The following is a 14,799-nucleotide window of genomic DNA, read 5'->3' as shown; positions in this document are numbered from 1 at the left end:
CGAAAACCCATTGTAAATGGGTTTTCGCTCTGTGCAGCAACTCGGCTGCGGACAATAGCTATTCCGTCCTAAATCTTGCCGAGACCCGCGTCGTCGCCAACTTCTTCATGGGTTTCGATGACATAATTAACGATTTCCTGCACGGTGGTATAAGCCACGCCTACATAGGTGTCTGCAGCGCCATAGTAGATGGCGATGCGGCCGGTTTCGGCGTCGGTTAGTGCTGCACAAGGGAACAGCACGTTATTAACGAAGCCTCTTTCCTCATACCATTCTTCCGGTGTAAGCACGAAGTTTCTGGAGCGGTATTTAACTCTGGACGGCTCGTCTTTATCGAGAATCACCGCACCCATGCTGTACACAAGGCCGTTGCAGGTTGTGGTTACGCCGTGATAGAACATTAGCCAGCCTTCGGTAGTCTCAATCGGTGCAGGCCCGCCGCCGATCTTAGTACTTTGCCACCAGCCTTGACCGCCTTTAGACATGACATGACGGTGTTTGCCCCAATAGACGAAATCCGGGCTTTCGCTCAGGAACACGTCACCGAACGGGGTATGACCGCTGTCGCTCGGACGGGACAGCATCACAAAGTTGCCATTAAGCTTCTTAGGGAACAATACGCCGTTACGGTTGAAGGGCAGGAACGGATTTTCCAGGCTAACGAATGTTTTGAAATCCTGGGTTTTGGCTACCCCGATGGCTGCACCGTAGAAATCTGTACACCAGATGATGTAATACGTATCTTCAACTTTTACAAGACGGGGGTCATAGGCATAACGCGGTGCGTACGGCTTGCCTTCTTCGTCGGTAAACTGAATCGGCTCGTCGTCGATTTTCCACTCCAGACCGTCGGCGCTATGGCCCATCCGCAGGTGAGGGCGGGTCGTATTATCCTCTACACGGAATACGCCGAGGAAGCTGCCTTCATAGGCAATAACGGCACTGTTAAAGATCCGGGCAACGCCTTTGGCCGGATTGCGTTTAATAACCGGGTTGTCATTATGTCTCCACACCGGATTGTCATTGCCTGCCGGTCTGTCTTGCCAGGGAATGTTCGGCAGATGATTGCCGATCAGCTGTACTTCTTTCATAAATAAGCTCCTCTCAAAATAGTGCAGCCTAGGCTGCGGTGAATTCCAACTAATCAAATAACCAGCTTTATTTTACCGAGCCTTGTGCAAAGCCGTTATAGATGTACTTTTGCAAGGAGATGAAGGCAATCAGTGTCGGGATGATCGCAATCATTATCGCGGCACAGATAACCTCCCACTGCGAGCCGTAAGGCCCTTTAAATTTGAACAGCGCGGTGGAAACGACCTGGAGGCTGCTCTTTGGCATGTACAGGAAAGGCGTGTAAAAGTCATTGTAGATATTGACACCCTTCACGATAATGACCGTGACAATCGCAGGACTCAGCAGCGGCAAAATAATTCTCCAGTAAATCGTCCAGTACGATGCACCGTCCAGCATGGCTGATTCATCCAGCGACTCGGAAATTGAATCCAGGAATTGCATGAAAATATAAACCGCGATAATGTCGGTACCGAGATACATCAGGATCGGCGCCCAGCGCGTATTGAACAAATCCAGCGAGTTGATGATCTGGAAGGTAGCGACCTGCGTGGTCACACCCGGAATCAGGGTTGCCAGCAGAAAAGCGCCCATCAGCAGCTTGCTGCCTTTGAATTTGAAACGGGCCAGAATATAGGCCATCATTGATCCGGTCAGCGTAGCTCCGGCAATGGAAATAAGCACGATAATAATGGTGTTCATGAAGCCGAGCAGCATATTGCCATCTACAAAAGCCTTGGTGTAGTTGCTGAAATTCAGCCAGTTCTCCGGCAGGGTAAGCGGCCCGGTGCTGGCGTACTCCGCATTGGTTTTGAGCGATGCGAAAAAGACAACCAGAATCGGAATCAGTGCGGCTAGTGCGCCTAAGACTAAGGTAAGATATTTGAAGAAAGAAGCTGCGGTGTATTTAAAAGTATGCATATCTTACTTCTCCTCCTTAATCAGCACACGCTGCAGAATAGTCACAATAACAACGATACCCAGCAGCACCACAGCCATCGCCGAAGCAAGACCCAGCTTGCTGTATTTGAAGGCCACATCAACGGTCTGGATGACAAACGTACCACTGCCATTAGAGCCGCCAGTCATGACGTACGGAATTTCGAAGACACCGATCGCTCCGCTCACCGCGAGGATCAGATTGAGCTGCAGAATTTTTTTGATACTTGGAATGATAATATGTCTGAACTGGTGCCAGCGATTGGCGCCGTCAATTTCCGAAGCCTCATAAATATCACTGCCGATCGAAGATATCGCTCCAAGGAAAATGATGAAGTTCATCCCCATATATCTCCAGACCGAAGCAAAGGCGAGGGAAATATTGATCAGATGCGGATTCAGCAGCCATTTCTGCTGCCAGGCTCCAAGTCCGACCAGGTCTAGCATTGTATTGAGCGTACCCTCCGGCTTGAAGAAAAACAGGAAGATGAACCCGATAGCTACCCCGTTGAGCAGAGTCGGGAAGAACAGAATTCCTTTGAACCAGTTCTTCAGACGGACATTAAAGCTCAGGATCGTCGCAAAATACAGGGCCAGCCCCATCTGCACAAACGTAGCAAAGAAATAATACAGACTGACCTTAAATACGGCAAAATACTCCGGTTTGGTGAAGATCGTCTTGTAGTTGTCGAACCCGACATACTCCATGTTTTTGCTGAAGCCGTCCCAGCTTGTGAAGCTGTACTGGAACATTTTGAATACGGGTAAATAGGAGAACGTCAACAGCAGCACTACCGGAACTAACGAGAATAAAAAAATGATCAAAATCCGCTGATTTTTATAGCTCAAGTTGGACAATCTCTCCACACCTCCTAAGAACACATGCTAATAACTCCAAACCCTGTCCAAATCCCGCAAAAGTGAAGGGGAAAATGCGCTATGGCATCTCCCCGTTCTCTTGAATCTGTCTTCACTCTGCGTTTAAAAATTACTTCGCAGCAGTAACCTTAGCTCTTGCCGCTTTCCATTTGTCGTTCAGGTCTTTCATGATATCGTCATAGGAATCCTTGCGGTTGCCGATTGCAGCTTCGATAATAACTTTCTTGAAGTCAGGCTGCCAGAGCCCGATTTCTGCTTCTTTATCAATTGCATCCACCCAGCCTTCTTCGCCGGCTTTAGCTGGTGCAAGGGTGTCGAACGTTACGTCCGTGCCTTCAAATTGTTTAAGGATTTCCGGAAGCTCAGCGCCTTTAACCGGGCTCATACCGCCGCCTTCAGTGGTCGGATAGCCGGATTCGTTGATGAACCAGTCCACCCATGCTCTTGCCGCTTCTTTGTTTTTGCTGTGCAGGCTGATACCCAGGTTGTAGTCATCGGACAGCGGGACAAGGATTTTGCTGGCATTGGTAGGGAAAGGCATGAAGCCGACATCATCAGGATTGGTAGCCAGTCCTTTGATTTGGCCGATTGCCCAGGAGCCGAGCATCATCGTACCGATCTTGCCGTTAGCCAGGTCAGCCTTGGAAGTTTCCCAGTCAGTTGTTGTAGGGTCTTCTTCAATCAGACCGTTCTTCGCTGCGTCGTACATTACTTTGTACAGGTCGTAGTGCGGTTGTCCCTGCACGAAGTTGTCATCCGAAGCAACCTGAGCGATATTGACATATTCACGGTCGCCGGCAACGGTAGCCAGATCAGCTTCCCATTGGGTCAGCGTCCAGCCTGCGGCATAGTTCGTATACAGCGGAACGGCATCGGTCTTGTCTTTGATGTTCTGCAAAGCCGTCTGGAACTGTTCAAAGGTTCTTGGAACTTCTGTAATTCCCGCATCCTTGAACACCTGCTTGTTGTAAATCACACCGGAGAAGTTAACGGTAATTGGAATACCGTAGGAAATGCCGTCTACACTGCGTTCTTCAAGGCCAGTATATTGCTGCTCCAGATCGGACATTTTGCCCAGCGGCTCAAAGAAATCCGGAAGATCTTTAATGGCAACGCTTGTAGGAAGCAGAAGGACATCACCGTAATCATTGGTGCTCATACGGATCTTGATCTGATCCTCGTAGCTGGACAGCGCTTCGAAGTTGACTTTGACATTCGGATATTTCTCATTGAATTTGGCTGCATAGTCTTTGAATACGGTATCAACGATATCCGTACGCTGTGTGATTACTGTGATATCACCTTTGATATCCTTAGCTGCATCGCCTTCAGGGGCAGCAGTAGCCTCCGTACCTGTTCCTGTATTTCCTGCATTTGTTGCTGCTGCATTATCCGCGTTGTTGTTGTTGGATGAACAGCCTGCGAATAAACCCGCCATTAGCGTGAGTGCTGCCAAACCTGTAACTGCTTTGGTCTTCTTCATTGCTTTTTTGACCCCTCTCTTCGATTCACGATAATTAATAACAAAAAACTAACAAACTTTTCATGTCGAAACGATCAAAACGCTAAAAATACTTGCCTTACGCTTAAATCGTCTTGAAAAGAGTGTTGGTATCGCTTACAAGCTTATTATAAATCGTTATCACACCCAAAACGATGGTTTCAATTGTTTTTTCTGGTCTTATATTTGTTATTTTTGTTTTGTTTATTTATCATCAATTTCAAAACAACTCCAAAAAGGAGGGCTATTCGCCCTCCTTGGATAAATCCTTTCCTATTAATACGTGTAAACCGGGTTCAGTTTTTTGGAACTCTGCAACCGCTTTTATAATCTTTGGGAGTCATACCGCATATCTTTTTAAACAGCTTATTGAAATACACCGGGTCACTGTAGCCGACCATTTCCGCAATCTCATAATTTTTAAGATCAGGCCGTCCGGTAAGCAGCTCTTTAGCCCTGGCAATCCGTATTCCAATCAGATACTCCGTAATGGTCTGTCCGGTCTTATATTTGAATAAGCGGCTGATATAGCTGGCATTCATTCCAACCGTCTCCGCCAGTCGCTCCAGTTCAAAATTGTGGTTGTATTCCTTCTCCAGAATGCTTTTGGTCTGCTCGACCACATAATGCTCTCCGCCTTCGGACGCCTGCACCGCCTCCTGCTGCGGTTCAGCAGCCTGAAGCTTCTTGTTCTCCTCCACTCTCTTCAGCAGCTCATATAATTGTGATTTCTCAATGGGCTTGAGCAGATAATCCAGGGCGCCGAATCGCATAGCCCGCCGGACATAGTCAAAATCACTAAAGCCGCTCAGCACTGCAATCGGCAGGTTCTTCATATGGCCGCGGGCTTCTTCTATCAGCTTAAAGCCGTCCATTCTCGGCATTTTGATATCCGTAATCAGCAGGTCGATGTCCTCTTCCGATAAAGCAGAAAGCTGGTTCCACGCCTCCAGGCCGTTGCCGTGAGAGCCGATAACCTCCACTTCCAAATCCATTCTGGAAGTAATCTTCTCAAGCCCACGGCGAATAACTTCCTCATCATCCGCTATCATGACTTTGATCACTTAGAAAATCGCCTCCAGTTGTAATATCCGTGCGGAATGATTGCGCTACCATTTCATTATAGGCTTCCTTCCTACAATATAAAATGTGCTGTGTTGCTCTTTTATAGTCTTCTGTTTACTTTACACATTTCCCCCTTGAAATCATACCTGAAAAGGGTTATAACTTAATTGTATTGTTGTTATCAATAATCAACACTTTTATAATAATAATATAACAAAACTCAATTTTTGTTATGCTGTCAAAGCCTATATTCTAGTAAAGCGAGGTTTCCAAATGTCACTGCTGAATGAATACGTCGGAGGCGTTACCTGGGGCTTTATGGGCAGGCGCGGAACGTGGGCGACAGAAGAATCCGGGACTTCAATGGAGCTTATGAAATCGGTTACCGGAGCGAATTGGACAGCCATCGCCTTCAGTGCTATCCAAGCCACCCCGCAATCTACAGTAATTCCTTACTGGGAACTGCCGACAGTGACTGATGATGAGGTGCTGTGGGCCATCCGCAAGGCTAAGTCCCTGCAGCTGAAGGTCTGCCTGAAACCGATCGTCAATTGCGCAGACGGCACTTGGCGGGCTCATATCAACTTTTTCGACAAGGATGTTCCCTGCGAGCCCAAATGGTCGGAGTGGTTTCGCTCTTATACTGCCTTTATTCTGCATTATGCTGCGATCGCTGAAGAAAGCGGCTGCGAAATGTTCTGCATCGGCTGTGAACTGGTTCAGGCGGACAGACGCGAAGCAGAGTGGCGGGCTTTGATTGCTGAAGTCCGTAAGGTCTATAGCGGCGTTATTACGTACAATTGCGACAAGTATCAGGAGGATAATGTGACCTGGTGGGATGCGCTCGATGTCATTTCCTCCAGCGGCTACTATCCCGATCACGATTGGGGAGCTCAGCTGGACCGGATTGAAGCTGTGGTGAAGAAGCAGGACAAACCGTTTTTCTTCATGGAAGCGGGCTGTCCCAGCCGAACGGGCAGCGCAGCCATCCCCAATGACTGGACGCTGGCAGGTGAACCGAGCGAAGAAGAGCAGAGCCGTTTCTACCATGCCATGTTCGGCAGCTGTGAAGGCCGGGACTGGGTACAGGGCTTTATGCTGTGGGATTGGCCGGCAAGCCTCTATTTGCCCGAAGAAGCACCTGTTAATGATGACTACTGCATGTACGGCAAGGCAGCGGCACCGGTTATCAAAAACTACTACACTTCCAAAATCAATGGTTAGGAGTGAATCATCTGCGATGAAGAATTCACCTGAACAATGGCTGAAATCGCTGGAGCAGGAGCTTCAGGACAATATCCTCGGCTTCTGGATGAAGCATACCCTGGATGAGCAGCACGGCGGTTTTGTCGGCGAGATTGACAATCAGCTGAATATTGTGGAAGGCGCCGGAAAGAGCCTTGTACTCAATGCGCGGATTCTCTGGACCTTTGCGGCAGCTTACCGTACGTACCGTAAAGCCGAATATCTCGCCATCGCCGAACGCGCCCACGGTTATCTGCTTGAGCATTTCCTAGACAAGGAATACGGCGGATTATATTGGATGGTAGATGCAGCGGGTGTACCTTCCCAGCTGAAGAAGCAGGTGTACGGCCAAGCCTTCGCGATTTATGCCCTGGCCGAGTATCATCATGCCACTGGACATGCAGAAGCCCTGGAGCAAGCTGTAGAGCTGTTCCGTCTCCTGGAGAAACACGGCTATGATCAGCTTTATAAAGGGTATATTGAAGCACTAGCACGCGACTGGCAGCTGACCGATGACCTGTCCCTCAGCGCCAAGGATATGAACGAGAAAAAATCGATGAACACGCACCTGCATGTTCTCGAGGGCTATACAGGCCTTTACCGGGTATGGAAATCAGAGGAGCTGCGGGTCAAGCTGGCGGAACTGATTGAGACCATGCTCGAACACATCGTGGATGATGAAGGCAAGCATTTCCTCCTGTTCATGGACGAAGAGTGGAATGTGAAATCCGATATCATCTCCTACGGCCATGACATTGAAGGCAGCTGGCTGCTGGTGGAGGCTGCGGAGGTGCTTGGCGATGAGGAGCTTCTGCAGCGCGTCCAGAAGGTAGCCATCTCAATGGCAGAAGCTACGCTTAACGAAGGTATCGACACTGACGGCGGAATCTGGAACGAAGCTGACAGCAAGGGCTTAATCTCCAAGGACAAAGACTGGTGGCCTCAGGCGGAAGCCATGGTCGGCTTCTACAATGCCTACCAGCTGACAGAGGATGCCCGCTTCCAGGAAGCTGCCGCAGCGTCATGGAATTTTATTGACAGCTACATTGTCGACCACAAGCTGGGCGAATGGTATTGGGGGGTAGACCACAAGCTGCAGCCGGTGGCTCATGAGCCGAAGGTCAGCGCCTGGAAATGCCCTTATCATAACAGCAGAGCCTGCTTCGAAATGATCGCACGGCTTAAATCATCCATAAAGGAGACTATCTAAATGACTTCAGTATTTGAGGAACGCAAAGCGCAGTTAACCGAACGCTATGAGGCACTGATTGGACGCAAAAACGAAAAGGTGCCTTTCGGCAACGGTATCTATGACCGTTACCAGTATCCGCTGCTGACCGCAGAGCATGCACCGCTGATCTGGCGTTATGACTTCAATCCTGAGACCAACCCTTATTTCGCTGAAAGAATCGGTGTGAACGGAGTCTTCAACCCGGGGGCAATCGAACTGGACGGCAAATTCTATATTGTAGCCCGTGTAGAGGGCAATGACCGCAAATCCTTCTTCGCCGTGGCCGAGAGCGACAGCGGCGTGGACGGCTTCCGCTTCTGGGATCACCCGGTTGTACTGCCTGAGACAGAAGACCCGGACATCAACGTCTATGATATGCGTCTGGTCAAACATGCCGACGGCTGGATCTACGGACTGTTCTGCACTGAACGCAAAGATCCGGATGCCCCGCACGGCGACCTGTCCAGTGCTGTAGCACAGTGCGGCATCACCCGCACCAAGGACCTGAAGACCTGGGAGCGCCTGGCCGATCTTAAGACCGGCTCCGCCCAGCAGCGCAACGTGGTGCTGCACCCTGAATTTGTTGACGGCAAATATGCCTTCTACACCCGTCCGCAGGATGGCTTCATCGACGCCGGCTCCGGCGGCGGCATCGGCTGGGGCTTGTCCGACACCATCGAGAATGCCGTGATTACCAGCGAGACGATCATGGATCAGCGCTACTACCATACGATCAAAGAAGTAAAGAACGGCCAAGGCCCGGCTCCGATCAAAACCCCGCGCGGCTGGCTGCATATCGCCCATGGCGTGCGCAATACCGCTGCCGGCCTGCGCTACGTGCTCTACGCCTTCCTGTCGGACCTGGATGAGCCAAACAAAGTTACCCACGCTCCCGGCGGACATTTCATCGCACCGGATGGCGAGGAACGTGTCGGCGATGTATCGAACGTCGTATTCTGTAACGGTGTGATCGCCCGCGACAACGGAGACATCTATATCTACTATGCCTCCTCTGATACCCGTGTTCATGTAGCTACTACCACCATCGACCAGATGCTCGATTACGTCCTGAACACGCCGGAAGATCCGCTCCGCTCCTATGCCTGCGTTCAGCAGCGGATCGCGCTGGTCGACCGTAATTTGCAGCTCTAATCTCACATTCATTCCTAAGCATCAGCCAGCACAAATGTGCAAAAGGCGGCTCCGGCAGAACAAATCGTTCTGCCTGGAGCCGCCTTTTTAATGGATGCGCATGACAAATAGACTATTGATTTCCGCCTGCCGCCAGCCCGGCCTCAATTGCAGCCGTCAGCTCCCCGTAACTGCCGCCCTTTAGGAGCTTGCCGTTCACCATAAACTGCGGCGTGCCGTTCACCCCGTAATTGCCTGCTGTCTTGAAGTCCTCTTTGACCGTCAGCATGTACGTGTGGTTCTTGAGATCAGTGTTAAAGCGGTCGTAGTCGATCCCGGCAATATTCTTTTTCACAAAATCCTGCAGAAACTCCGGCGTAGCCCAAATCTTCGTCTCATCGCCTTGATGATCGTACAGCTTGCTCATAAACTCCCAGAACTTGTCGTTGCTCTGCGCGGCAATGGCTTCACCGGCACTTGCAGCCAGAATGGAATCACGGTCGATAAAGGCGAAATTGATAAAAAAGAGCTCTGCCTTGCCAGTATCGATATAATCTTGTTTGAATTGTTCAAAATAGGTTTCCTTCCACTTCTTACAGGCAGGGCATTTGAAATCAGCGAATTCGATAACCTTCACTTTTGCCGAAGCATTGCCCAGATGGGGCTGCTTCTCATATTTCAGCCCGTCCGCATCGTATTCGCCGCGTATTTCCGTATAGTTGGGCAGACCGCTGAGGTCCGGAGAAGCCTGCGAGTTCCTCAGAAAAACCAGCGAAACCGCCAGGACAATGACACTGACTGCCAGGGTTCCGATGACAAAAAGGCGGTTGGACGGTTTCTTCGATTGGATGTTAGCCATGGGATTTCATTCCTCCGCTTGTTAGCGATTCTTCGCATATACCGACCCGAGTGACCGCCCCGTTCTGCGGGTCGATTCGCAAAGTGACAATTTCAAACCCTTTGAGCTCAATATTCTCCGTGATGCCAAGCGGCGGAAACGACAATCCGGTACTACGGGGATATCCGGTCGGCTCGAACAGCCGTACGATATACCCTTCTCCGTCCTGTTCCTTCTTGAAGGCGCTCATTTGAACCGTCCCGTCCGTTAACATGATTGCGGCTTCCTGAAGATTTCCTTCGCCCGAAGGAAAAAACGAAAGTGCAAACGGTCTTTCGGCATGCATCAGAGCTTCCCGGTCAACCTTGCCGGCCCGCTCTTCCAGTGCCCCGGCGTTCATCCAGAAGGTGAAACAGCGTTCGCCCTGATCGATCCGCGGCAAAAAGCGGTCCTGCGGCATGATCGGCCGGTCGCCAATCGGATGGGCACAGTAGCCGGCACCGCGCAGCAGGGACAAGCGGATTTCGCCGGCGCAGCAATCGGAGCCGTAAATGCCGTCGTTGATCACAGTAAGCATATGACCGTCTTTTGCGGATTGTAGCGCGGTCCATTTTTGCGAGGCCACCTCTTGGCCGTTTGCAGCCAGTTCCTGCACGCCGAATGCAGTCTGGCCGAGGTACCCGGCGTCCTTCAGAACGGTCGGGATCGACAGCTTGAGCATACGGTCTTTTTCGTTCCAATAAACGCGGGCGTGTACTTCGATTTCTGTACCTTGTTTCGGAAGCTTGTAGGTGAGGACAAGGCGGGAATCATTGTACTGCAGCACGCTTTCGATAACCGTCCGCACCTCGCCGTCTTCGATGATACGAACCGGGGAAATCGTCTCCTTGACGCCGGAAAAGAGACTGCCCTCCCGTTCATTCATCAGCGAAAACTGGCCGATGACTTCACGGAATTCATCGGTGTCCATCCGCCAAGGGTCTTCGTTGTCGGCGACGGCCAGCGGGGCAAAAGCGCCAGGGAGCAGATAGGACACCCCGCCTGCCGAATACTCGTCGATCAGGCCAGTACCGGCATTAACCGTGACGGACAGCTCCCCCGTGCGGAAATAAAAGGCGCCCTCCCGGACTTGAAGCGCCGGTGCCGGTTTCCGCTCCAGCAGCTCAATCCGGCAGTCGAAACGGTTCATCGCGGCGGGCGCCAGCTCCGCCCGGAACACCACACGTTTGCGCCAGTCGAGATTCAGGTTGCTGTGCTCCTTCTCCGCCTGTGACGGAATCCGCTTGCTGCCTTGATATACGGCCGGATTCGAGTACTGCTCCAGCCAGTTCTGATCCTCCAGCATGAATTCGCATTCGAATATGCCGCTTACCGGGTACGGATGCGGATTATAGATTAGGATTGGATATTCCTTAGGCTGTGCCTGCGGCTGTCCGGCGGCCAATGCGAAGAATGCCCGCGCTTTGAGCCGCGCGGTGATTTCCACGCCGTGATCAAGCTGCCGCAGCGAAGCTTCCTCGGCGGGCTGGATGGATGTTCCCGGCAGAATGTCATGGAACTGGGCCGTCAGCAGATCGTGCTGTGCTTCCGCCAGATCACGGGCCGGGTATGGGAGCAAGCCATACAGCCCGGCTGCGGCTAGCATTTTCTCCGTCGCATACAGTTCATTTTCGAGCTGCCGGTGTTTCTGCTTGATACGGATCATGGAGGTATAACAGCCGACAAAACGGGGATTGAGATCCCCCGAATACCGCGGAAGCTCCTTCGCCTCCGGCAGCGCGGCAAAATATTGCTCCGGGGTCGCATGAACCAGCCGGAAGTCCCCGGACTGCTCAATTCTCGCCGCAATGGCGTCCAGATCGAGCCGGGACGGGCCGCCGCCATGATTGCCGACGCCCCATAGCAGCAGGCCGATCGGCTCATCCGCATGTGTGGCGAGCCAGTCAGCGATCTTCTGGTCGGCTCTACCGAGCGCCGAATGGTAGCCACCGGCGATTTTATGCGCCATTACACTGCTGCCGGCAAAACCTTCCCAAATGAAATCCTGTCCGGGCAACCCAGCGTGCTCATCAGGGCGCATAAAGATGTAAGAATCGTAACCTGCCAGCTGCATAATCTGTACCAGACCCCGGCTGTGGCCGAAGGAGTCGAAATTGATTGCCGTCGTCGGCCGTACGCCGAACTTATCGCGGAAATAACTCCGGCCCGCCAGTATTTGGCGTGCGAACGATTCACCCGACGGCATGTTGCAGTCCGGCTGCAAATACCAGCCGCCCATGATATGCCACCTGCCCTGCCGCACCAGCCGCTGGATGCGGGCAAACAATACCGGTTCGTATTCTTCGACCCACTGATACAAAATCGCTTCATTGTGGTTAAAAATGTACCCGTCATAGTCCTCGCAAAACCCGGCTGCCGCACGGAAGGTGGAGACGGCAGCCGCTGCACCTTCCTCCCACTCCCATTGCCACACCGGATCAAGATGAGCGTTGCTCAGTAAATATAATGTCTTCATAACTCTCCCCGCTGCAATTGGGCGTTAAGCTTATACACGCCGCCCGCGTCCGCATCCAGCTCTGTCTTCCGTCCGCCGCAGCGGACAGCCACCCGCCCGGCAAGATGCGTCCGGATCACCGCTCCCGTCAGTTCTCCGTTCTCCCACGTGATATCGACCTCAGTATTGCCTTTGGCACGGAGCCCCGTTACTTTGCCCGTTCCCCAGGCTGCGGGAAGCGCCGGCAGCAGATGAATATAACCCGCATGGCTTTGCAGCAGCATTTCGGCAATGGCTGCCGTACCGCCGAAATTGCCGTCAATGACGAAGATATTCGTCTCTGCGCCGCCGATGCCCGATCTGGAATACGTCAGCAGATTATCGAAGCATAGCTCGCCGATGAGATGAGAAACATGCCGGAGCGCCTGGTTACCGTCATGCAGCCTTGCAAAGCCGAGGGCAAACAGCGCAGCCGTAAACTCCACATCCTCCAGCTCATCCTGCAGCATCCGGTTCTCCAGCGTTACCCTTATGGCGGCGGCGAGCTCAGGTGTCTTTTCCGGCATAATCTGCCTGCCGGGGTACAGCGCGTACAAATGCGATAAATGGCGGTGCTCCGGCTGGGCTTCATCATAATCCTCCAGCCATTCCTGCAATTGTCCGCGGCTGCCGATTTGCAGCGGCGGGAGCTTGCCGATCGCTTCTGCCAGCTGCTCACGAAATTCCTCATCCACACCGAGCAGACCGGCCGCCTCCCGGCAGAACTCGAACAGCTCCCGTACCAGCTCCTGGTCTACCGTCGTTCCCATCGACAGCTGCTGGACGCCCGATTCAGGACCATCCGGATAGAAATGATTCTCCGGCGAATTGGACGGTCCGGTGACAAGCCAGCCGTATTTCGGATGAATCGTCATATAATCGAGGAAGAAGACCGCTGCTTCTTTCAGCACGGGATAGGCCTGATTCTTAAGAAACTCCTCATCGCGGCTGTAGCGGAAATGCTCCATCATATGCGCCGCCAGCCACAGGCCGCCAGTAACGTTGAGCCCCCAGGATGTATCCCAGCCCGGGGCCGTGAAGCCCCATGCATTGGAGAACACATGGGCTACCCAGCCCGCTGCGCCGTAAAAATTCCGGGCTGCCGTCCGGCCGGCCTGCGCCAGGTCCTCAATGTACGCCATAAGTGGAAGATGGCTGTCACCGAGGCCGGTGACCTCAGCCGGGTAATAATTCATCTGCGTATTCACATCGAGATGATAATCGCAGCTCCAGCCCATCCGGCAGGCTTCACCGTCATTCCAGATGCCCTGCAGGTGCAGCGGCAGCGGAGAATCGGCGCGGGAGCCGGCGATCATCAGATACCGGCCGTATTGCAGGAACAACGCATACAGCTGCAGGTCCCCGTCTTCGCCCTGGCGCAGCTTCCGCATCCGTTCATCCGTCGGCAGCACGGATTCGGATTGCTGTGGATTGCCCAGTTCGAGCTCCACTGTGCCAAATACCCGGCGGTAATCGGCAATATGCTCCCCGCGCAGCCGTTCATACCCTGCAGCCACTGCATCCGCAAGCGCCCGGCTGCTCGCCTCCGCCCAGCCCGGATCTTCCTTACGGTAGTCGGTGGCAACGGTAAAATAGATCCATGCCTCCTCCGCACCGGTAACCTGCAGCGTATCTGCACCGCATTCCACGCTGCCGCCAGCCGTTACAATCTTGAGTTGTCCTTGGCTCCAGACACCGCACTTACCATTGCTGTGAACACGCTCTGTCGCCTGTGCGCGGAATTCCAGCGTATCCGGCGCGGCAGCACGTGTCTGGAACGTCTCCGTGATCCCTTGTAGTGTCAAGGTAAACGAGACGCGTTCAAGCGATTGACTCCAGATGCGCGCAGCGAGTACATCCCCCGGATGAGAGGCAAATACTTCACGTTTCAGCCAGCCGTCTTCCGTTTCACTGATACTAAGCGCCAGCGCCTGGCTTAAATCCAGCTCCCTCCGGAAATTCCCTCCGGCAAGATTCGGCTTCGCATCAGCAAAATCAAGCGTGATCCGGCATAGGCCTAAGTGGGTGCCAAAGTTTGATTTAACCGGCATCAGACTCTGCTTGGCCAGCCGGTCCCCCCGCTCATAATCGCCGGCGAAAAAGGCTGCCCGCATCTCTTCCAGTGCCTCTTTGCCGCGGCCGTTGCCAGGAACGGCCTCCGCCTGGCCCGACCAGAAGGTCACCTCGCTCATCTCCCATACTTCGCGGCCCGGCGAGGATATCACGACCGCCCCGATTCTGCCGTTTCCGAGCGGCAGTCCCTGAGACCAGCCCTCTGCAGGTTTGGCATACCACAATTTGTATTCGTTCATCCTGCTTCCTCCTATACATGTACAGATGTTTGGTGCTAGCAGTGCTTGAGGGAT

Annotated in this window: 11 protein-coding genes; 3 read left to right on the top strand and 8 right to left on the bottom strand. The window is 52.7% G+C overall.

The genetic code is table 11. The annotated features are described in order from the left end of the window. Positions 1 to 68: 68 nt before the first annotated feature. The 5 genes from JRJ22_RS07490 to JRJ22_RS07470 all read right to left on the bottom strand — a co-directional run bounded on the left by JRJ22_RS07490 (position 69) and on the right by JRJ22_RS07470 (position 5,454). Positions 69 to 1,091 (bottom strand): glycoside hydrolase family 130 protein, encoded by a 1,023-nt coding sequence (locus JRJ22_RS07490; RefSeq protein WP_206103894.1) that lies wholly within the window; start codon positions 1,089 to 1,091, stop codon positions 69 to 71. A gap of 67 nt (positions 1,092 to 1,158) precedes the next feature. Then, positions 1,159 to 1,992 carry a carbohydrate ABC transporter permease gene (locus JRJ22_RS07485; protein WP_206103893.1) on the bottom strand — a complete coding sequence of 278 codons (834 nt, stop codon included), beginning with the start codon at positions 1,990 to 1,992 and terminating at the stop codon, positions 1,159 to 1,161. Positions 1,993 to 1,995: 3 nt separating this feature from the next. Continuing rightward, entirely contained in the window at positions 1,996 to 2,877 is an 882-nt protein-coding gene (locus tag JRJ22_RS07480; protein ID WP_206103892.1) for a carbohydrate ABC transporter permease, read from the bottom strand. A 121-nt stretch (positions 2,878 to 2,998) separates the two neighbouring features. Continuing rightward, on the bottom strand, positions 2,999 to 4,372 hold the full coding sequence (locus tag JRJ22_RS07475) for an ABC transporter substrate-binding protein (RefSeq protein ID WP_206103891.1): 1,374 nt from the start codon (positions 4,370 to 4,372) through the stop codon (positions 2,999 to 3,001). 314 nt (positions 4,373 to 4,686) lie between these two features. After that, on the bottom strand, positions 4,687 to 5,454 hold the full coding sequence (locus tag JRJ22_RS07470) for a response regulator transcription factor (protein WP_206103890.1): 768 nt from the start codon (positions 5,452 to 5,454) through the stop codon (positions 4,687 to 4,689). A gap of 274 nt (positions 5,455 to 5,728) precedes the next feature. On the opposite strand from JRJ22_RS07470, the gene JRJ22_RS07465 reads away from it, so the two are divergent. The 3 genes from JRJ22_RS07465 to JRJ22_RS07455 are packed head-to-tail and all read left to right on the top strand — an operon-like array spanning position 5,729 to position 9,083. Further along, the gene (locus tag JRJ22_RS07465; RefSeq protein ID WP_206103889.1) at positions 5,729 to 6,679 is read left to right on the top strand and encodes a glycoside hydrolase family 113; all 951 of its coding nucleotides are present in this window, start codon (positions 5,729 to 5,731) and stop codon (positions 6,677 to 6,679) included. A 16-nt stretch (positions 6,680 to 6,695) separates the two neighbouring features. Beyond that, positions 6,696 to 7,910, top strand: a complete 1,215-nt coding sequence (locus tag JRJ22_RS07460; protein ID WP_206103888.1) for an AGE family epimerase/isomerase — start codon at positions 6,696 to 6,698, stop codon at positions 7,908 to 7,910. After that, entirely contained in the window at positions 7,911 to 9,083 is a 1,173-nt protein-coding gene (locus JRJ22_RS07455) for a glycoside hydrolase family 130 protein (RefSeq protein ID WP_206103887.1), read from the top strand. 112 nt (positions 9,084 to 9,195) lie between these two features. Here the strand turns inward: JRJ22_RS07455 and JRJ22_RS07450 are convergent, their stop codons facing one another. Genes JRJ22_RS07450 through JRJ22_RS07440 form a run of 3 tightly spaced genes read right to left on the bottom strand, consistent with a single transcriptional unit; the run spans position 9,196 to position 14,745 of the window. Continuing rightward, positions 9,196 to 9,921, bottom strand: coding sequence for a DsbA family protein (locus JRJ22_RS07450; RefSeq protein ID WP_206103886.1), 726 nt, complete (start codon positions 9,919 to 9,921; stop codon positions 9,196 to 9,198). After that, positions 9,914 to 12,415, bottom strand: coding sequence for a glycoside hydrolase family 38 N-terminal domain-containing protein (locus tag JRJ22_RS07445; RefSeq protein ID WP_206103885.1), 2,502 nt, complete (start codon positions 12,413 to 12,415; stop codon positions 9,914 to 9,916). Before JRJ22_RS07445 ends, JRJ22_RS07450 begins: the two co-directional genes overlap by 8 nt. After that, positions 12,412 to 14,745, bottom strand: coding sequence for a glycoside hydrolase family 95 protein (locus JRJ22_RS07440; RefSeq protein WP_206103884.1), 2,334 nt, complete (start codon positions 14,743 to 14,745; stop codon positions 12,412 to 12,414). Before JRJ22_RS07440 ends, JRJ22_RS07445 begins: the two co-directional genes overlap by 4 nt. Positions 14,746 to 14,799 lie beyond the last annotated feature (54 nt).

The organism is Paenibacillus tianjinensis, assembly GCF_017086365.1.
Classification (GTDB): domain Bacteria; phylum Bacillota; class Bacilli; order Paenibacillales; family Paenibacillaceae; genus Paenibacillus_AQ; species Paenibacillus_AQ tianjinensis.
Note: the sequence above shows the minus strand (reverse complement) of the source record. Positions and strands in the feature narration are given on the sequence as shown.